Raw genomic sequence first — 19,635 nt, forward strand, 5'->3', positions numbered from 1 at the left:
ACGCGGGTGGCCGATTCCTCATTTCGGCCCTTGTGAGCTGCGATTTCGCTGATGTTCTCCGGCGGTCGGCTGGTCTCGGCTGATTCCTCGTGTGCTGCGACGGAGCGCTGCGGTAACGGTTTGTGCTGCGGTTTCGATGACTCGAACGTGCAGCAAGAGGTTTCGCCCGTTCCCTCGGCGACGTCGGCCCGACTGGTGCGCCCTGCGGTCGTCGTGGTGGCCGCGCTCGCTGTCGTCGCAGCGGCATTGATCGCGGTGTCCGTTCTGGTGGAAACCCCCGACGGCTCGGGCACGCGGTTGCCTGGCGAGGTCGTGACGGCCGTCGCGCCGAACTGATCCGGGGCGGACCGCCGTCATTCGGCGTCGATGCGTTCGACGTGATGAGTCGCCGGGTGCCCCGCGGCTTTGCCGCAGCTGGACGGCCGGGCCGGGTGAAGGTGCTCCGTCCGGGTCGTGACCTCCCACCGGCGTCCGTCCTGATGGGCGATCCGCACGACTCCGTCGTGCTCGCCGAGGACGTCGACGGCGTCGGCGAGGTGCTCGCCGAGCCGGGCGCGCACGGCGAGTTCGGCGGCCTGCGCGGGTTGGCTCCACGTCGCGCGACCCCGGCAGTGGTCGAGGACGACCTTGCCTGCGCTCGCCGACGACAGCACGGCGTCGGCGAGCCGGGCGTCGAACCGCCCGTAGGTGTAGCCGCTGGGGAGGACGACGGCGGCGGGCGCGAACCGGTGACCGCCGGTGTGCGTGGTCTCCCACACGACGCCCGCGTGCCGGGGGCCGAGCTCGGCGATGAGCGTTCGTCCGTGCACCGCGCAACACAGATCGCGTCGGCCGTTGGTGCAGACCAGCAGCACGGGCTCGGGAGCGTGGCGGCCCCAGTCCTGGTGGTCCCCGCGAGCGAGAGCGTCGAAGTCGAGATCCAGCAGCTCGTCGGGTGCGGCCACCTGCGTCGTGCGCAGCCAGCCCTCGCGCGGGTGGGTGCGCGCGAGGTAGACCTGGCGAGCCGTCCCGGGCCCCGTGTCGGGGTGCCGTCCGGGTCGCCGGATGAGCTGAACGCGGATCCCGGCCGCTGCTGCGCGTCCGGCGATCGCCGCGCCGACGTCGGGATCCAAGCGGCTCTCGTGCAGCGCATCGGGACCCCACGGCCCGCGTTGCTCCAGGCACAGCCACGTCGGTGCGACGGCGGCCGTACCCGGAAGCGGCTCGCCGAGTCCGGCCGACAGCGCCGAGCAGGTGTCCGCGCAGCCCGCCGCAGCTGCGCTGCCTGCGATGTTGCTGCTGCCGGACTCCACATCCCCACTGAAGCACGCCCTCGCACGGTCGGACGCGCCGGGCGTCGGGAGGCCGTGCTCCGGTGCCGTGGCAACCCCCGACCGGGCACTCGAGTGCGACGAAATAGACTCGGAGGTCAGCCCGGCGTCGACGGAGCACGAGTCGGCACGTCCGCCCGTCCGCTCCCACCGGCACCGCCGGGACCGCAAGCACGTTCGTACTAGGAGACCACGTGAAGAGCACCGTCGAGCACCTCAGCCCGACGCGCGTCCGGTTCAACGTCGAGGTGCCGTTCGACGAGCTCAAGCCGAACTTCGACGCCGCGTACAAGGAACTGGCCCAGCAGGTCCGCATCCCGGGTTTCCGCCCCGGCAAGGTGCCTGCCAAGGTGCTGGAGAGCCGTATCGGCCGGGCACCCGTGCTCGACCAGGTCATCAACGACGCGGTGCCCTCCAAGTACCTCGAAGCGGTGAACTCCTCGGAGGTCCGCACCCTGGGCCGCCCCGAGATCCAGGTCACCAAGATCGAGGACGGCGACGAGGTCGCGTTCACCGCCGAGGTCGACGTCCGGCCCGAGATCACCCTGCCCGCCTTCGGTGAGCTGTCGGTGTCGGTGGAGGACGTCGAGGTCACCGAGGACGAGGTTCAGGAGCAGCTCGACGAGCTGCGCGCCCGCTTCGGCACTCTCACCGGGGTGGAGCGCCCTGCGCAGCACGGCGACTTCGTCAGCATCGACCTCTCCGCGACCGTCGACGGCCAGGAGGTGCCGGAGGCGCAGACCAGCGGGCTCTCGTACGAGATCGGGTCCGGCCAGCTCGTCGACGGCATCGACGACGCGCTCATCGGCGGCAACGAGGGCGAGACCCACACGTTCACCACGAACCTGGTCGCAGGCGAGTACGCCGGACGTGACGCCGAGGTGAGCGTGACGCTCGAGTCGGTCAAGGAGCGCCAGCTCCCCGAGGCCGACGACGAGTTCGCCCAGATGGCCAGCGAGTTCGACACCGCCGAGGAGCTGCTGGCGGACCTGCGCGAACGCCTCGGGCGTGTCAAGCGCATGCAGCAGGGCATGGAGGCCAGGGACAAGATCCTCGACGTGCTGCTGGAAACCACGGACGTTCCGCTGCCAGAGGGTGTCGTCGAGTCCGAGGTCGAGGCCCGCACGGAGGACGCGATGCAGGGCTTCGAAGGTGACGACGAGCGTTTCGCAGAGCACCTCAAGAGCCAGGACTCGTCGCGGGAGCAGTTCGACGCCGACACCCGCTCCGAGTCGGAGAAGGCGGTCCGAACCCAGCTCATCCTGGACACCATCGCCGACACCGAGGGCGTCGAGGTCTCGGACAACGAGCTCACCGAGCGGATCATCTACCAGGCGCAGCAGTTCGGCGTGAGCCCGGACCAGTTCGTCCAGCACGCCCAGCAGTCGGGTCAGCTCGGCGCGATCTACGCCGACGTGCGGCGCAGCAAGGCGCTGTTCTCGGTCGTGCGCCAGGCCACCGTCACGGACGCTTCCGACAACGCGTTGGACCTCGACGCCCTGTTCGGCACCGAGTCCGACGAGAGCGGTGAGGCGGACGAGGCGGCGGAGTCCGGTGACAACGGTGAGGCCGACGGCGACTCCGACCAGAAGAGCACCGCCGGTTCCGCGGCGGAATGACTTGGGCGGTTCCACCGCGGTGGACCTGCGCGGTTCCACCGCGAAGTGGGACGCGGCGAGCCGTTGTGAGCTGAGAGCGAAAACGGGCGGTACCGGGAAGCTGGTGCCGCCCGTTTTCGTTAGGGTCGTGAGTAACGGATCATCCGCTCACCGCCCGTGGTGATCGTGTGGGTGCGGCCCTCGTTCCGGGACGTACCGATCCTCAAGCACAGACGACATCCCAGAGCTGTCCCGGCCGGACCGATCCGCGGCCGGGTCCACTGTGGAAGAAGGCAGGGAGACGTGACGCAGCACCTGACCGACGCGCAGACACCGCAGATGCGCTCGGCACCCAACGGACTCTCGCTCAACGACTCGGTGTACGAGCGGTTGCTGCGGGAGCGCATCATCGTCCTCGGGGCGCAGGTGGAAGACACCATCGCCAACCAGATCTGCTCGCAGTTGCTGCTGCTGGCCGCCGAAGATCCGGACCGTGACATCTCGCTGTACATCAACTCGCCGGGCGGATCGGTCACCGCGGGCATGGCGATCTACGACACCATGCAGCTGGTGCGGCCGGACATCACCACCGTGGCGATGGGATTCGCGGCCTCGATGGGGCAGTTCCTGCTCTCGGCCGGTGCTCGGGGCAAGCGCTTCGCGCTGCCGCACGCCCGGATCATGATGCACCAGCCGTCCGCCGGCCTCGGGGGTACGGCCTCCGACATCGCCATCCAGGCCGAGGTCTTCTCCAAGCACAAGCTGGAGATGGCGCAGCTGATCGCCGAGCAGACCGGCCAGACCGTGGACAAGATCACCGCCGACTCCGACCGCGACCGGTGGTTCACGGCCGAGGAGGCCAGGGACTACGGCTTCGTCGACCACATCGCCACCGCCGCCAACCTGCCGTCGAGCTGATCGGGCGCCCGAGCACAGGGTCCGCACGATCACGATCAACGAGGAGTCACCGACGTGAGCTCATTCCAGCTTCCGCAGTCCCGGTACGTGCTGCCGTCGTTCGTCGAACGCACCGCGTACGGAGTCAAGGAATCCAACCCGTACAACAAGCTGTTCGAGGAGCGCATCGTGTTCCTCGGCGTCCAGGTCGACGACGCCTCGGCCAACGACGTCATGGCGCAGCTGCTGTTCCTGGAGTCCGACGACCCGGACCGGGAGATCCAGATCTACATCAACTCTCCCGGCGGGTCGTTCACGGCGCTGATGGCGATCTACGACACCATCCAGTACGTCCGCCCGGACGTGCGCACCATCTGCCTCGGGCAGGCCGCCTCGGCCGCCGCGGTGATCCTGGGCGCGGGCACGAAGGGCAAGCGCCTGGCGCTGCCGAACTCGCGGATCCTGATCCACCAGCCCTCCACCGAGGGCATCTACGGCCAGGTCTCCGACCTCGAGATCCAGGCCAACGAGGTGCAGCGGATGCGCGACCTGATGGAGGCGACGATCGCCCAGCACACCGGCAAGCCGCAGGACGAGATCCGCAAGGACGTCGAGCGGGACAAGATCCTCACCGCCCAGCAGGCTCTCGAGTACGGGCTGGTCGACGAGGTTCTTCCGTACCGGAAGCTCTCGGCCCAGACGTAACGAACGGGCGGGACGACACGCCCGGACGTCACGGGAGCCAGCATCCGGGAGGGTGCGGCGAGACTGTGACCCTTGCAGGGAGTCCGGTGTTCGAGCACCGGCTACCACCGGGTCACAGTCTCCCCGAACCCGGGCAACGGCAGGTACCGTCGAGGACGGCATACACGGTCAGGCACCGATATCGACGCGGTGCCGGAGGGGACGAGGTCAGCGGTCATGGCACGTATCGGTGACGGCGGCGACCTGCTGAAGTGCTCCTTCTGCGGGAAGAGCCAGAAGCAGGTCAAGAAACTCATCGCCGGTCCCGGCGTGTACATCTGCGACGAGTGCATCGATCTCTGCAACGAGATCATCGAGGAGGAGCTCGCCGAGGCGGGCGAGGTCAAACTCGACGAGCTGCCCAAGCCCAGCGAGATCCACGATTTCCTCGACCAGTACGTCATCGGCCAGGATCCCGCGAAACGCAATCTCTCGGTCGCCGTCTACAACCACTACAAGCGCATCCAGGCCGGAGAGCGCACCAGTGGCCGGGACAGCCGTGAAGAGAACGTCGAGCTGATGAAGTCGAACATCCTCATGCTCGGCCCGACCGGCTGCGGTAAGACCTATCTGGCGCAGACCTTGGCGAAGATGCTCAACGTGCCCTTCGCCATCGCCGACGCCACGGCCCTCACCGAGGCGGGCTACGTCGGCGAGGACGTTGAGAACATCCTGCTCAAGCTGATCCAGGCCGCCGACTACGACGTCAAGCGTGCCGAGACGGGCATCATCTACATCGACGAGGTCGACAAGATCGCCCGCAAGAGCGAGAACCCGTCGATCACCCGGGACGTGTCGGGTGAGGGTGTGCAGCAGGCGCTGCTGAAGATTCTGGAGGGCACCAGCGCCAGCGTTCCGCCGCAGGGCGGCCGCAAGCATCCGCACCAGGAGTTCATCCAGATCGACACGACGAACGTCCTGTTCATCGTGGCGGGCGCGTTCGCCGGGCTGGAGAAGATCGTCGAGGACCGGGTCGGCAAGCACAGCGTCGGATTCGGCGCCGACCTGCGGTCCAAGGCGCAGGCGGACGAGACGGATCACTTCGCCGACGTGATGCCCGAGGACCTCATCAAGTTCGGCCTGATCCCCGAGTTCATCGGCCGGCTGCCCACCGTGGCGAGCGTGACGAACCTCGACAAGGAATCGCTCGTCCAGATCCTCACCGAGCCGCGCAACGCACTGATCAAGCAGTACAAGCGCCTGTTCGAGCTCGACAACGTGGAGCTGGAGTTCACCAAGACCGCGCTGGAGGCGATCGCCGATCAGGCGATCCTGCGCGGTACGGGCGCTCGCGGGCTCCGCGCGATCCTCGAAGAGGTGCTGTTGCCGGTGATGTACGACATTCCGAGCCGGTCGGACGTGGCCAAGGTCGTCATCACCGAGCAGACGGTCCGCGAGAACGTCAACCCGACGATCGTGGCTCGGCAGGCGTCGCGGCGGGAACGTCGCGAGAAGTCCGCCTGAGTCCACGTTGCGCAGGTGAACGCTAGCCCTGCCTTGGTGCGCGAGGGGCTGGTGGTGCGCGCCTTCCCGTTGGATGATCATGGTGGGACACGACCGTCACAGAGGGGGAGCGGCGCCATGAGCCGGACACAGGTCCTCCTGATCCCTGACCGCTCGGACGTGGGGCCGTGGCACTGGATGCGGTGGCTGGTTCGCGAGCTGGATCATCACGAGGGCGCCGCGGCTGAAGTGGTCGGCGTCGGTCGTGCTCCTCGACCGGAGTGGGACGAGGGCGTTGCCGCGTTGCGGGCCGCGTTGTCCTCGGTGGCCGACGACGCTCACGTGGTGGTGGCCGCACAGGGCAACGCGGCCGCGTTGTGGCTGCAGCACGCGGCCACCGTGGACACGGATGCGCGTCGGGCGGACCAGGTGCTGTTGGTGGCGCCACCCGAGCCGTCGCGACGGGGACCCGCCGCTCGTGGTGTGATCCCGTACCCGGTCGACGCTCACGCGCTGCGCCGCGCGGCGGGAGTGACCCGACTGGTGGCGGGCTCGGGTGATCCCACGTTGCCGCTGTCGAGTGCGCACGCACTGGCGGACGCGTTGCAGGTGGAATTGGACGTGATCCCGGACGGTGAGCGGCTCGACACGGCGGCGGGGTACGGCCGATGGCCGTCGGCATTGCGCTGGGCGCTCTACGGGACCGTGCCGTTGCTGGACCGGTTCGACGGCGAGGTCCACACGGTCGGTTATCTGCCTGGCAAGTTGCGGCCGGCCTGAGAACTTCTTTCAGAAGGGCGCAAGCTCAGCGTCCTTCTCGCTGCGGGATCGATTCGCGAGTAGCGCGCAAGGCCCCTCGAGTCACTCTCGGCGGAGGCGCTGGCCTTGCGCGTGGGCGCCGGTGAACCGGACGGCCTCGGGAAGCGCCTTCCGGTAGTAGCGGCTGTTGTGTCCGCCGGGTGTTGTGGAGGCGAACTCGGGGTCGGCGAGTTCGATGAAGCGCCGGGTCCCCTTGATGAACCGGTCCCGAGTGCCGCACCAGACCCCGAGGGAGACACCGTCGAGGGCGTCGACGTGGCGCAGCGGGTCGATCTCGGCCCATTCGGCCTCGTCGGCGAACGCGCGGCGTTTGCGCATGTCCGACCAGTTGGTGAGGAGTGCGGGCGCGATGACCGATGTGGTCCGGAGGGGGCTGCCGAGTTCGTTCCGTCGGCGGGCGTACACCAGGGAACCGAAACCGCCCATGGACATGCCGATGGTGGCGAACGGGAGCCCGTCGGCCCCGCCGAGGTTGCGTTCGGCGAGCCAGCGCGGCACCTCGTCGAGCAGCATCCACATCGGATCGTCGCCGTCGCGGTGGTGCCAGTAGCTGTTTCCGCCGCCGTCGACGGAGAGGATCGCGTACGGGGGGATCTTGCCCGACCGGACACTGTTGCTGAGCCAGTCGGGGACGCCGGCCGCCGCGTTCCGCGCGTCGCCCCACCGGCCGTGCAGCATGAGGCAGGTGGGCAGCCGTGCCCGGTCCACTCCCTCCGGGTACATCAGGACGAGGTCGACTTCACGGTTCCGGGCCACGGAGTGCACCCGTTCGAGCGAGACGTTGTTGCGGTTCGCGAACGCTTCGACTTCCCCGGGGCCGGAAGCCGCCGTGGTGTCACTGCCGAGACCGGTGACCAGGGCCGCGGAGCCTGCGACTCCGGTGGTGAGCATCGTGCGACGGGACACCATCCGGGTGCGCTGCTCGCGCGTCATGCCACCTCTCCCTCGAATCACTGCTGCGGACCGTCCGGGGGCATGCCGTGGGCGGCGCCGTGCCCGTCCTGGCCCGCGTCCACGCTACCGGTTCCGATGTGCTCCGCGCTCACCCGCTGATGGCCGGTGTAGAGGTTCATCGAACGGCCACGAAGAAATCCGACAAGCGTCATCCCTTGGTCCTCGGCGAGTTCCACGGCGAGGGAAGATGGAGCGGAGACGGCGGCGAGCGTGCTCACACCCGCCATCGCGGCCTTCTGCACCAGCTCGAACGACGCGCGCCCGGACACGAGCAACACGGTCTTCGTGAGCGGGACGCGCCCGTCGAGAAATGCCCATCCGAGGACCTTGTCGACGGCGTTGTGCCTGCCGACGTCCTCGCGGGCGGCGAGCAACGTGCCGGACGCGTCGAAGAGCCCGGCCGCGTGCAGTCCGCCGGTGCGGTCGAACACGCGCTGGGCATCCCGCAGCGTGTCGGGCAGCCCGGCGAGGGTCTCGGCGTCGATGACGAGGGGGTCCTCGGCAGGGGAGTGGTTCGTGGTGAGACGGACCGAGTCCAGGGCGGCTTTGCCGCACACGCCGCAGGATGACGTCGTGTAGAAGTTCCGTTCGACGGAGGTGTCCGGTGGCGCGACGTGCGGCGCGAGGTGGAGGTCGAGGACGTTGTAGGTGTTGCGCCCGTCGGGTCCGGGGCTGTCGCAGTAGCGCGCGGTGGCGACGTCGCCGGACGCGAGCACGACTCCTTCGGTGAGCAGGAACCCGTGGGCGAGTTCGATGTCGTGCCCTGGTGTGCGCATCGTCACGCTCAGCGCTCGCGAGTCGATGCGCAGTTCCAGCGGCTCTTCGGCGGCGAGCGTGTCGGGACGGTCCCGGCTCCCTCGGTCATCGATCCGTACCACCGGACGCCGCACCGTGATCCTGCCCATTGCCTGCCTCCCGAGTCCGCTACTGACTCGATCGTCCCTTTTCCCTGCCCGCGGTTGCCAGCAGGATGATTCGCGTGCCTCGAGTCCGATCGTTCCCGCGATCGGGCTGTGCGAGACTCACCCATCGTGTGTGCCGTCGCCGAGCGAGGGAGGACCGGGTGGACCCGCACAAGTTCTTGGCGGACTTCGAGCGCAAGTCGGAGCAGATGCAGCAGCAGCTCGCCGAGTCCCAGGAGCAGCTGGCCTCCGCTCGCAGCGAGGTGACCAGTTCGGACGGCACCGTCACCGTCACGGTGGCCGGAGGTGGCGGCATCGAGTCGCTCACGTTGAGCCCGAAGGCGACACAGCTCGCGCACACGGTGCTCGCGGACCGGATCATGGACACGATCCGTCAGGCCCAGGTCGAGGCCGCCCGCTCGGTTCAGGAGAGCATGCGGCCGCTGCTGGGTGACGGGGAAGGCATGGACTTCCTGACCGAGCAGGTGGATCAGGGGATCGCCCGGATGCAGCGGTCCGAGCACGCGCCGGGAACCGAACCGCGCCGTTCGGCCGTCGAAGACATCGAGTTGGACTGGGACGACGACGAGGACGACTGGGACGAGCGGGGTGGTCGATGATGTCGGGACTGCAGACGAACACCGAGGCGATGAACGCGCACGGCAAGCAGCTGACGGGTGACATCGCGTCGGGTCTGCAACAGGCGCACGACGCGTCGACTTCGGTGCAGTTGGGGCCGGAGGTCATGGGCGTGCTGTGCCAAGCGTGGTCGTTCATCTTCACCGACGAACTGGACTCGACGAAGCAGATGCTGGGTCAGTTGCCGAAGGCGATGGAGGAGTCGGGGCACAAGGTGCTCGACGCCGCCAAGGACATCCGGGATCGCGACGACCGTGCGGGACAGGACTTCGGGGGTCTGCAGGCATGAACGATCTCGTGGCGAAGGCCCAGGACGACGGGAAGTCGTTCACCGGCGCGGGCCCGTTGGACGGCATCGAGGACATCGGCAACAACGTCGACAACGTCTTCGAAGAAGGCAAGAAGATCGACCCGGTCCAGCTCGGCATCGACGGTGCGGGACTCGCGCTCGACACCGCCGGTGCCGTCGTCGACCCGCTGGGCACGCTCGCGTCGTCGGCGGTGGGCTGGATCATCGAGAACGTCGGGTGGATTCGGGAGCCCTTCGACGATCTGATGGGAGATCCTCCGGCGATCGAGGCCGTCGCCGCGACGTACGAGAACATCTCCCAACGTCTTCAAGAGATCGCCGACCAGCACAAGGGTTCGCTGTCGCAGGTCAAGGACTGGCAGGAGCAGTCGGGCGCGGCGTACCGCGGAGAAGCCGCGCAGCTCTACGAGCACGTGTCCAACGGGGCGGCGGGTGCCGCCTCGGCCGCGAACAAGATCAAGACTGCTGGGGCGCTGGTCGCGGCCACTCGAGCGTTGATTCGTGACGTGTTGGCCGAGATGGCGGGGACGTTGATCGTCTGGGGCCTCGGGGCTCTGGCGAGTTCTGTTCCCACAGCGGGTGCATCGGTCGCCGCGTTCATCGCGCGTGCGGTGGCGAAGGGCGCCGAGGTCGCGGGCCGGATCGCCCAGTTCCTCAAGAAGCTGTTCAAGGCGCTGGACGACCTCGGCGGGTTGGCGAAGTCCTCCAGCGACGCGCTCCGCAAGCGCGCCGACGACCTCGCCGACATCAGCAGGCAGCGCCCGGACGTCGGTCTCGGTGGGCGGCTGAAGATGCGGGAGCAGCACATGGAGGCCGACTTCCGCGCCAAGGCCGACGGGCGCGACGCGCTCGGCGACAAGCTCCAGGGCGACGGGCTCGAGGCTCGCAACCAGAAACTCGACGACTTCACCGACCGGATGAACGACAAGGCCGCCACGAAACGGGACGAAGCCGCCGCGCACGACCGCTCCGCCGCCGAGAACTGGCAGGAGAGCGCACGGGACCGGTGGGCAGGACGCGATCATGCAGGAGCTGGATGGGACCGGTTGACCACGTCCGCGGATCAGACATCGAATGGCCCGCTTAGTGACTCCACCGTCGGGAAGGCTGCTGAGTGGGTTGACAGCAAGCTTGGTAAGACGGCGACCGATGGTCAGAACTGGATCCGTTCGGTGATGTCCGGAGACCTCGGGCATGTCAAACCGGAGGCGCCATGGGTCGGTGACGTGGTACCCGGGGCCAAGGAAGGAGCGAAAGAGTTCAACAAGGCTTTCACTCAGGACGATGACGAGAAACCGTATGATGAAACGCCTCGGCCGTAGCGTGGGCACATCTCGACGAACGCCGATGCGTAGTCGCATGTTCGAGACTGAATAACCAGAAAGAACGTTACCTCCGACGATGAGAAGCGAGAGGCTGGGGTTGTGAGCCGTCGTGAAACGCGCGGGCTGCAGAAGGGTTCGAGAGAAGGTGATCCAGGGGCAGGGGCTCCGGACGGCCTGGGGCGTGGCTACACGCTTCGGGTGCGCCAGCGGGAACTGAAGCGCCCTGGACGAAACATCGTCATCGCGCTGTTGCTGGCATGTGCGACCTTTTATCTCTATTCCCTATTTCTCGCCAACACTTCGTTTTTGCATAGTGGGGACCAAATCGGCGCGAGACAGGAAGGCGTCTTGACCATCGAATCCTGTGAGCCGAACTGGCTTCTGTTCGGTGCGCGGTCGGTGTGCTCCGGTACCATTGTTCCGGAGGGCGCTCAGGGGCGGTCCGACGAGTTCGTCAAGTACGTTAACAAGTATTCTGACTTGAGGGGCGGCGCCGTCGGAACAGCGGTTCCGGCGAAAGAAGTATCGGGCGTGTTCGGAATGAGCTGGAAGGCCGTACCGGTTCCGGAAGCCGGGTTCGTTCCGTCGTTGCTGATCGGCCCGTTGGCGATCGCCGCCTGTTCGCACGGTGTCTTCGCAGCTGGGCTTGCTGTGCGCTGGTGTTTCGGAGTGGTGCGTTCTTCGCTGGCAGGGGCGCGCCGGTAGTGCACGAAACTGTGAACAATCGGGACAGCAATCGGTGACGCAAACGCGTGGGGCGACATCGGTCGAGAGCCCGGGCCGTTCCGGGATCCGGGGGAAGACGATTGCTCTGGGGCTCGTGGTGCTGGGCGTGGCGCTGCTGCACTACGGCTGGTTCCTGGACAGCCGTGGTCACGGCGGCCCGGTGAACGGGACCGGTGAAGTGACCGTGTGTGACTCGAATTGGCGCTATCTCGGTGTCCTGCAGACCTGTGAGGTCCGGCTTCCGGACAGCGCGTTGACGCTGGCGGTTCCGCGGCATGTGCTGGCGGTTGCGTTCGCGATCACGGTGAGCGCGCTGTGGTTCGGTTCCGCACACTTGGTGCACGGCTTCTTCGTCGCGGGTGCCGAGTCCACCGCGCCTCCGACCGGTGTCGCGACTGTCGAGTCTCAGCCTGCCACCGCGACGCGTGGATGTTGGGTCTGGTGTGGACATGCGACGCGGTCATCGTCCACGACAGTGGCCGCAGGATCGAGTACACGTTCCACAACTCGACGCTGACACCCGAGAATCGGCACCGCCCGCAAGCTACAACGACCCCGGCAATGCCTCGGGGCCGAGCGTGGCGTGGGCCCCGCACGGCAACTGGCCCGGCCGGTTCGGCTACGTGATCGCGATCGTGGTCGTGGTCCTGTTGAACCTGGTGGGACTCGGCCTCCTGCTCGGTGCGTGGCGGACGTCTGGGCCTGTCCTGCCGAGCCGTTCCGCCCGTGCCCGAAACGGCGCGAGCACCGAAACCGCCAGTCGTACCGTGACTGTCGCGCGCCCCGTGAGTTGGGAGAATCTCGCTTCGGCCGCGAACTCGTCGAGGCCGTCACGTCCGAAGCCGGACCGGCCGTCGAGGCCGGGGTTCATGTCGACGTGGCCGAGGCCGGTGATGTGGGCACTGCCAGTGGCGCTGGTGTATGCCACGTACTTCAACTACGGGTACATGCTCGGAGACGTGAGCTACGGCGGGACTGCCAACGGCACACTCGTTCTGGAGTCCTGCCAGGCCGACTGGTCGGTGTTCGCGACTCGGTCGACCTGCGTGGGCGAGGTCGTTCCGGACGAGGGCGAGCCCGAATCGTTCCGGCACGAGTTCGCCAGGTTCACCGTGGACGACGTCGGCATGCCGATCCGCGTCACCGACGACCGGACTCAAAGTGGACGGGGCTGGCACACAGTGGACGAGTTCGTGCCGTCCCCGCTGTTCCGCGTCCTGCTGCTGGTGCTGCCGATCGCGGCACTGCTGACGTTCCTGCGAGCTCTCGCAACGGTACGACCGCGCGAATGATCATCTTCCCGCTGTGTGGAAACCTCGGAAGGTGATCGGTGTTCGACATGGTTACCCTGGGCACCCTTTGCGTGTGATGTACGTCGCAACGGAAGGGTGACGTAGTGGCTCTCGGATTTCTCGGGCCGGACAGGATCGTGGCCTCGCCGGGGTGGAGCCGGTGGCTCGTCCCTCCTGCGGCCCTCGCGGTGCATCTGTCGATCGGCCAGGTTTATGCCTGGAGTGTGTTCAAGTCGCCGCTCGAATCGGCGATGGGCCTGTCCGGCACCCTGAGTGCCCTGCCGTTCCAGCTCGGCATCGTGATGCTCGGACTCTCCGCCGCTTTCGGCGGAACGCTGGTGGAACGCAACGGGCCCCGCTGGGCGATGGCGGTCTCGACCGTGTGCTTCGTGGCGGGCTTTCTCATCTCGTCCGCGGGCATCGCGCTCGGTCAGTTCTGGCTCGTCGTGCTCGGGTACGGCTTCGTCGGCGGCATCGGGCTCGGTATCGGCTACATCTCACCGGTGTCCACGCTGATCAAGTGGTTCCCGGACAGGCCTGGGATGGCCACCGGGATCGCCATCATGGGCTTCGGTGGCGGCGCATTGGTCGCCTCACCGTGGTCGTCCGGCATGCTCACCGCGTTCGGCGAGGACCGCGGTGGGATCTCACAGGCGTTTCTGGTGCACGGTGTCGTGTACGCGGCGGTGATGCTCGTGGGCGTGTTCCTGGTTCGGTTGCCTGCCCCAGGATGGAAGCCGAAGGGGTGGGAACCCTCGGAGCCCGGAGACAGCACGATGATCAGCTCCGGGCACGTCTCGGCGCAGAACGCGTTGCGCACGCCACAGTTCTGGCTGCTGTGGGTGGTGCTCTGCCTGAACGTCACCGCCGGTATCGGCATCCTCGAGAAGGCTTCGCCGATGCTGGTGGACTTCTTCGCGGGCACCAGCACACCGGTGGCGGCCACGACCGCCGCCGCGTTCGTGGCGCTGCTGTCGCTGACGAACATGGCGGGCCGGTTCGTGTGGTCGTCCACATCGGACTACGTGGGGCGCAAGAACATCTACCGCCTCTACCTCGGCGGTGGTGCCTTGCTCTACCTGTTCCTCGTGGTCGCGGGTTCCGCGAGCGTGCCGCTGTTCATCATCGCGGCGATGGTGATCCTGTCGTTCTACGGCGGCGGTTTCTCCACGATTCCGGCGTACTTGAAGGACCTGTTCGGGACCTATCAGGTCGGGGCGATCCACGGTCGGTTGCTCACGGCATGGTCGGCGGCCGGGGTACTCGGGCCGCTGATCGTCAACGCGATCGCGGATTCCCAGGAGGCGTCGGGCGCTTCGGGCGCCGGCCTGTACACGCTGTCGCTGTCGATCATGACCGGGTTGCTCGTCGTCGGGTTCGTCGCCAACGAACTCGTCCGGCCCGTCGACCCGAAGTTCCACGAACCCGAATCCGGACCGCAGGCCGAGCCCGCCGCCCGATCCTGAACCGCATTCGGTGAGGCGAACGGCACTTTCGCCCCGTGAGACGAGGTGAAAGTGCCGTTCGCCTCGTGTTCAGCGGGGGTCGAGGCGGACGACGAGGGCCTTCGACACGGGGGTGTTCGAGTCCTCGGCGACCGAGTCCCGCGGGACGAGGGCGTTGGCCTCCGGGAAGTACGCCGCGGCACAGCCCCGCGCCGTGGGGTAGCCGACGATGCGGAACCGCTCGGCGCAGCGTTCCTCCACACCGGACGGACCCTGCCACTCCGAGACGAGGTCGACGAGTTCTCCGTCGGACCGGCCGAGCGCCGCGATGTCCTCCGGGTGCGCCAACACCACCCGCCGCGCGTCCTCGATTCCCCGGTAGCGGTCCGAGAGCCCGTAGATCGTGGTGTTGTACTGGTCGTGGCTGCGCATCGTCTGCAACAGCAACCGCCCTTCGGGGACCTCGATGGGCTCGACCGTGTTCACCGTGAACAGCGCCTTCCCCGCCGGGGTGTCGAAGGTGCGTCGGTCGCGGGGCTGGTGCGGCAGCACGAAGCCGTCCGGCTCGCGGACCTTCGCGTTGTAGTCCGCGCATCCAGGAACGACGTGAGCGATGTGCTCGCGGATGAGGTCGTAGTCGCGCTCGAAGTCCTGCCACCGCACCGGATGCCCGGGTCCGAACAAGCGACGTGCGAGACCCGACACGATCGCGACCTCCGACAACAGGTGCGGCGAGGCCGGGTCGAGGCGTCCGCGTGAGGCGTGCACCGCCGACATCGAGTCCTCGACCGTGACGAACTGGTCGCCGGAGGCCTGCGTGTCGCGTTCGGTGCGGCCGAGCGTCGGCAGGATCAGCGCGGTACGGCCGGGAACCACGTGCGACCGGTTGAGTTTCGTCGAGATCTGGACGGTCAGCCTGCACTGCCGTAGCGCCTCTTCGGTGCCCGCCGAATCCGGTGTCGCCGCGGCGAAGTTGCCGCCCATGGCGACGAAAACCTTCCCCGGTTCGTCCCGCATCGCCCGCAGCGCCGTGACCGTGTCGTGGCCGTGTCGGCGCGGGACCGAAAGCCCGAACTCGGAATCCAGCGCGGCGAGGAAACTCTCCGGCATCTGCTCCCAGATGCCCATCGTTCGGTCTCCCTGCACGTTCGAGTGGCCGCGAACGGGGCACAGGCCGGCGCCAGGCTTGCCGATCATGCCGCGCAGCAGCTGCACGTTCACGATCTCGCGGATCGTCGGGACAGCCTGTTTGTGCTGCGTGAGGCCCATCGCCCAGCACACCACGATCCGTTCCGACTGCACGAACATCCGCGCGACACGCTCGATCTGGTCACGGTCGAGGCCGGTGGCGCGTTCGACGGCGGGCCAGTCGAGGTTCTTCGCGTCGGTGAGGAAATCGTCGAGACCCTGAGTCTGTTCGGCGAGGAACTCGCGGTCGAGCACCGTGCCGGGCGACTCGGCGTCGGCCTCGACCAGGAGGCTGCCGATAGCCTTGAACAGCGCGAGGTCGCCGCCGAGCCGGATCTGGGCGAACTCGTCGGCCAGCGGCGTGCCCGAACCGACGACCCCCCGGGGATGCTGCGGATTGCTGAATCGCATCAGCCCCGTCTCCGGCAACGGGTTCACCGCGAGGATCCGGCCTCCGTTGTGCTTGACGCGTTCCAGCGACGTCAGCATGCGCGGATGGTTCGTGCCCGGGTTCTGGCCGACGACCACCACGAGATCCGCGTTCTCCACATCGGACAGTGAGACCGAGCCCTTGCCGACGCCGATGGTCTGCGTCAACGCCGCACCCGAGGACTCGTGGCACATGTTCGAACAGTCGGGCAGGTTGTTGGTGCCGAACGACCGCACCAGCAGCTGGTACAGGAACGCGGCCTCGTTACTGGTGCGGCCCGAGGTGTAGAAGATCGCGTCGTCCGGACTGTCCAGACCGCGTAGCTCGTCGGCGACGAGGTCGAACGCTTCGTCCCACGGGATCGGCCGGTAGTGCGTGTCGCCCTCGCGCAGCACCATCGGCTCGGTGAGTCTGCCGCGCTTGCCGAGCCAGTGTTCGGTCTTGTCCGCCAGGTCGGCCACCGAGTGCTGCGCGAAGAACTCCCGCCCGATCCGATCCCGGGTGGCTTCCTCGGCCACGGCCTTCGCGCCGTTCTCGCAGAACTCGGCGACGCTGCGGCTGCCGCCGTCGGCGGCCCGGTGCTCCGGCCACGCGCAGCCGGGGCAGTCGAAGCCGCTGCGCTGGTTCAGCAACGGCAATGTCTTGACGGTCCGGGCGAGGCCCATCTCCTTCAGGCTGCGTTGCAGCGACACCAGAACGCCCTTGACGCCTGCCGCGGAGCGGCCTCGCTCGCGGACGCGCAGGTCGGATTCATCGACGTCCTGATCAGCCTGGTGTGCTCGCATGCGATCAGCGTGCGCGGTGTAAGGCATGCTCTGCAACGACCGATGTGTTGAAAGGGTGCGCGGGGTGAGGTTCCGCTACGACAACCACCAACGCAGATCACCCCACGTACCTCGAAGCTAAGCCGACACCGTGCACGACGCCGGTGAGCGGTTCGTAGAATCCGGTCCGTGACTGAGACCTCCGCTACCCAGGCCCGTGAACTCCCGTCGAGCTGGAACCCGGCCGACGCCGAGGCGGAGCTGTATCAACGCTGGGTAGCCGCGGAGTACTTCACGGTCGATGCGCACAGCGGCAAACCGCCGTTCTCGATCGTCATCCCGCCGCCGAACGTCACCGGTAGCCTGCACATCGGCCACGCGTTCGAGCACACGCTGATGGACCTGCTCACGCGTCGGCGGCGGATGCAGGGCTACGAGGCACTGTGGCTGCCGGGGATGGACCACGCCTCGATCGCGGTCCAGGCGCTGGTGGAGAACCAGCTCCGTGCGGAGGGGGTCGACCACCGCGAGCTCGGGCGCGAGGGCTTCCTTGACCGGGTGTGGCAGTGGAAGGAAGAACACGGCGGCGCGATCCTGGCGCAGATGCAGCGCCTCGGCGACGGCGTCGACTGGACCCGTGAGCGCTTCACCATGGACGACGGGCTCTCCCGGGCCGTGCGCACCATCTTCAAGCGGCTCTACGACGACGGCCTCATCTATCGCGCCGAGCAGCTGGTCAACTGGTCGCCGCAGATGCGCACCGCGATCTCCGACATCGAGGTCGAACACCGTGAGGTCGAGGGCGAGCTGGTGTCGATGCGCTACGGCTCCGGGGCCGCCTCGGTCGTCGTGGCGACTACCCGGGTGGAGACGATGCTCGGCGACACCGCCGTCGCGGTGCACCCCGACGACGAGCGCTACCGGCACCTCGTCGGCACCGAGATCGAGCTGCCGCTGACCGGCAGGACGATCCCGGTCGTCGCCGACGAGCACGTCGACCCGGAGTTCGGCACCGGCGCGGTCAAGGTGACCCCGGCGCACGACCCGAACGACTTCGAGATCGGCAAGCGGCACGACCTGGCGATGCTCACGATCATGGACGACACCGGCCGGATCGCCGATTCGGGCACCCGGTTCGACGGCATGGACCGGTTCGAGGCGCGGGAGGCGGTGCGCGAGGCTCTCGCCGCACAGGACCGTGTCGTCGCCGAGAAGCGCCCCTACGTGCACAGCGTCGGGCACAGCTCCCGGTCGAAGGAGCCGATCGAGCCGCGGCTGTCGATGCAGTGGTTCGTCAAGGTCGGCCCGCTGGCCCAGGCCGCCGGCGACGCCGTGCGCGACGGCAGCGTCGCCGTGCACCCGCCTGAGATGGCGAAGCGGTACTTCGACTGGATCGACAACCTGCACGACTGGGCGATCTCGCGGCAGATGTGGTGGGGCCACCGCATCCCGATCTGGTACGGACCGAACGACGAAGTCGTCTGTGTCGGGCCGGACGAGCAGCCGCCGACCGGCGAGGGATGGCGCCAGGACGAGGACGTCCTGGACACGTGGTTCTCGTCGGGGTTGTGGCCGTTCTCCACGATGGGCTGGCCCGAGGACACCGCCGACCTGCGGACGTTCTATCCGACGTCGGTGCTGGTCACCGGCTACGACATCCTGTTCTTCTGGGTCGCCCGGATGATGATGCTCGGGTTGTACGCGATGGACGGCGTCCCGCCGTTCAACGTGATCGCGCTGCACGGCATGGTCCGCGACCCGCACGGCAAGAAGATGTCGAAGAGCGCGGGCAACACGGTCGATCCGCTGGAGTGGATGGACACCTACGGCGCCGACGCGCTGCGGTTCACCCTCGCGCGTGGCGCGAACCCGGGTGCGGACGCGCCGATCAGCGAGGAGTGGGTCGCGGGCTCGCGCAGCTTCGTCACGAAGCTGTGGAACGCCACCCGCTTCGCGCTCGCCAAGGGAGCGGTGGTTCCGGATTCGTTGCCGGAGCGCGGCACGCTCACCGACGCCGACCGGTGGATCCTCGACCGGACGGAGGCGTTGATCGGGGAGGTGGACGAGCTGCTGGAGGACTTCCAGTTCGCCAAGTCCACCGAGGCGCTCTACCACTTCACCTGGGACGAGTTCTGCGACTGGTACGTGGAACTGTCGAAGGTGCAGATCGACGAGGGCGGTGACCGGGCCGAGTCGACGCGGGCCGTGCTCGGGCACGTGCTCGACGTGGTGCTGAAACTGCTGCACCCGACGATCCCGTTCGTCACCGAGAAGCTGTGGACGACGCTGACGGGCGGTGAGTCGGTCGTCGTCGCGGACTGGCCGAAGCAGCTCGGAGTCGAGGCCGACGACGCGGCGGCCGAGCGGGTCGCGGCGATGCAGAAGCTGGTCACCGAGATCCGCCGCTTCCGTTCCGACCAGGGACTCAAGCCCGGCCAGAAGGTCGCGGCACGGCTCGGTGGAGTGGCGGCGCTCGGGCTGGCCGAGCACGTCCCGCACGTCCGGTCGCTGGTGAAGATCACCGAACCGGGTGAGGATTTCACGTCGTCCGCGTCCCTCGAGGTCGCTGTGGCCGGCGGCACCGCCGACGTCGAGCTGGATCTCTCCGGCGCGATCGACGTGACGGCGGAGCGCAAGCGGCTGGAGAAAGACCTCGCGGCGGCGGAGAAGGAACTGTCGGGCACCGAGAAGAAGCTGGCGAACCCCTCGTTCACCGACAAGGCGCCCGCCGAGGTCGTGGACAAGATCAAGATTCGCCGGGACACGGCGCAGGCGGACATCGACCGCATCACCGCGCGCCTGGAGTCGATGCCCGGCAAGTGAGTTCGACACACCCGGAGACCCGGAGT

18 protein-coding genes are annotated in these 19,635 nt (G+C 67.8%); 14 read left to right on the top strand and 4 right to left on the bottom strand.

The features are described 5' to 3' along the window. Positions 1-147 precede the first annotated feature (147 nt). A complete protein-coding gene (locus tag GIY23_RS06265; RefSeq protein ID WP_154075789.1) occupies positions 148-336 on the top strand; it encodes a hypothetical protein in 189 nt (62 codons plus the stop codon). A 17-nt stretch (positions 337-353) separates the two neighbouring features. On the opposite strand, the gene GIY23_RS06270 is transcribed toward GIY23_RS06265, so the two are convergent. After that, positions 354-1,292 (bottom strand): sucrase ferredoxin, encoded by a 939-nt coding sequence (locus GIY23_RS06270; protein ID WP_228717575.1) that lies wholly within the window; start codon positions 1,290-1,292, stop codon positions 354-356. Positions 1,293-1,504: 212 nt separating this feature from the next. Between GIY23_RS06270 and tig the strand changes: the two genes are divergently transcribed. The 5 genes from tig to GIY23_RS06295 all read left to right on the top strand — a co-directional run bounded on the left by tig (position 1,505) and on the right by GIY23_RS06295 (position 6,772). Continuing rightward, positions 1,505-2,929, top strand: coding sequence for a trigger factor (tig, locus tag GIY23_RS06275; protein WP_154075790.1), 1,425 nt, complete (start codon positions 1,505-1,507; stop codon positions 2,927-2,929). Between the two features lie 318 nt (positions 2,930-3,247). Beyond that, entirely contained in the window at positions 3,248-3,826 is a 579-nt protein-coding gene (locus tag GIY23_RS06280; protein WP_154078654.1) for an ATP-dependent Clp protease proteolytic subunit, read from the top strand. A gap of 54 nt (positions 3,827-3,880) precedes the next feature. Beyond that, complete coding sequence (locus GIY23_RS06285; RefSeq protein ID WP_154075791.1) at positions 3,881-4,510, top strand: ATP-dependent Clp protease proteolytic subunit; 630 nt, start codon at positions 3,881-3,883, stop codon at positions 4,508-4,510. Between the two features lie 216 nt (positions 4,511-4,726). Continuing rightward, entirely contained in the window at positions 4,727-6,013 is a 1,287-nt protein-coding gene (clpX, locus tag GIY23_RS06290) for an ATP-dependent Clp protease ATP-binding subunit ClpX (RefSeq protein WP_154075792.1), read from the top strand. Positions 6,014-6,130: 117 nt separating this feature from the next. Then, positions 6,131-6,772: an RBBP9/YdeN family alpha/beta hydrolase gene (locus GIY23_RS06295; RefSeq protein WP_154075793.1), complete on the top strand. Its 642-nt coding sequence runs from the start codon at positions 6,131-6,133 to the stop codon at positions 6,770-6,772. A gap of 81 nt (positions 6,773-6,853) precedes the next feature. On the opposite strand, the gene GIY23_RS06300 is transcribed toward GIY23_RS06295, so the two are convergent. Together GIY23_RS06300 and fdhD are read right to left on the bottom strand one after the other, a co-directional pair. Then, positions 6,854-7,744 (bottom strand): alpha/beta hydrolase, encoded by an 891-nt coding sequence (locus GIY23_RS06300; RefSeq protein WP_228717576.1) that lies wholly within the window; start codon positions 7,742-7,744, stop codon positions 6,854-6,856. A 17-nt stretch (positions 7,745-7,761) separates the two neighbouring features. Continuing rightward, the gene (gene fdhD, locus GIY23_RS06305; RefSeq protein WP_154075794.1) at positions 7,762-8,670 is read right to left on the bottom strand and encodes a formate dehydrogenase accessory sulfurtransferase FdhD; all 909 of its coding nucleotides are present in this window, start codon (positions 8,668-8,670) and stop codon (positions 7,762-7,764) included. Positions 8,671-8,828: 158 nt separating this feature from the next. Here fdhD and GIY23_RS06310 point away from each other — a divergent pair, with 158 nt between their 5' ends. The 7 genes from GIY23_RS06310 to GIY23_RS06340 all read left to right on the top strand — a co-directional run bounded on the left by GIY23_RS06310 (position 8,829) and on the right by GIY23_RS06340 (position 14,425). Next, on the top strand, positions 8,829-9,287 hold the full coding sequence (locus tag GIY23_RS06310; RefSeq protein WP_187352048.1) for a YbaB/EbfC family nucleoid-associated protein: 459 nt from the start codon (positions 8,829-8,831) through the stop codon (positions 9,285-9,287). After that, positions 9,284-9,595, top strand: a complete 312-nt coding sequence (locus tag GIY23_RS06315) for a type VII secretion target (RefSeq protein ID WP_154075796.1) — start codon at positions 9,284-9,286, stop codon at positions 9,593-9,595. Before GIY23_RS06310 ends, GIY23_RS06315 begins: the two co-directional genes overlap by 4 nt. Further along, the gene (locus GIY23_RS06320) at positions 9,592-10,938 is read left to right on the top strand and encodes a WXG100 family type VII secretion target (protein ID WP_154075797.1); all 1,347 of its coding nucleotides are present in this window, start codon (positions 9,592-9,594) and stop codon (positions 10,936-10,938) included. Before GIY23_RS06315 ends, GIY23_RS06320 begins: the two co-directional genes overlap by 4 nt. 201 nt (positions 10,939-11,139) lie before the next feature. Beyond that, a complete protein-coding gene (locus GIY23_RS06325; RefSeq protein WP_154075798.1) occupies positions 11,140-11,646 on the top strand; it encodes a hypothetical protein in 507 nt (168 codons plus the stop codon). Positions 11,647-11,680: 34 nt separating this feature from the next. Continuing rightward, complete coding sequence (locus tag GIY23_RS06330; RefSeq protein ID WP_154075799.1) at positions 11,681-12,184, top strand: hypothetical protein; 504 nt, start codon at positions 11,681-11,683, stop codon at positions 12,182-12,184. Positions 12,185-12,536: 352 nt separating this feature from the next. After that, positions 12,537-12,959: a hypothetical protein gene (locus GIY23_RS06335; protein WP_154075800.1), complete on the top strand. Its 423-nt coding sequence runs from the start codon at positions 12,537-12,539 to the stop codon at positions 12,957-12,959. A 104-nt stretch (positions 12,960-13,063) separates the two neighbouring features. Then, positions 13,064-14,425, top strand: a complete 1,362-nt coding sequence (locus GIY23_RS06340; RefSeq protein WP_154075801.1) for an L-lactate MFS transporter — start codon at positions 13,064-13,066, stop codon at positions 14,423-14,425. Positions 14,426-14,494: 69 nt separating this feature from the next. Here the strand turns inward: GIY23_RS06340 and GIY23_RS06345 are convergent, their stop codons facing one another. Next, complete coding sequence (locus GIY23_RS06345) at positions 14,495-16,807, bottom strand: FdhF/YdeP family oxidoreductase (RefSeq protein ID WP_154075802.1); 2,313 nt, start codon at positions 16,805-16,807, stop codon at positions 14,495-14,497. 168 nt (positions 16,808-16,975) lie between these two features. Between GIY23_RS06345 and GIY23_RS06350 the strand changes: the two genes are divergently transcribed. Continuing rightward, a complete protein-coding gene (locus GIY23_RS06350; RefSeq protein WP_154075803.1) occupies positions 16,976-19,609 on the top strand; it encodes a valine--tRNA ligase in 2,634 nt (877 codons plus the stop codon). The last annotated feature ends 26 nt before the right edge of the window (positions 19,610-19,635 follow it).

This window comes from Allosaccharopolyspora coralli, assembly GCF_009664835.1.
Classification (GTDB): domain Bacteria; phylum Actinomycetota; class Actinomycetes; order Mycobacteriales; family Pseudonocardiaceae; genus Allosaccharopolyspora; species Allosaccharopolyspora coralli.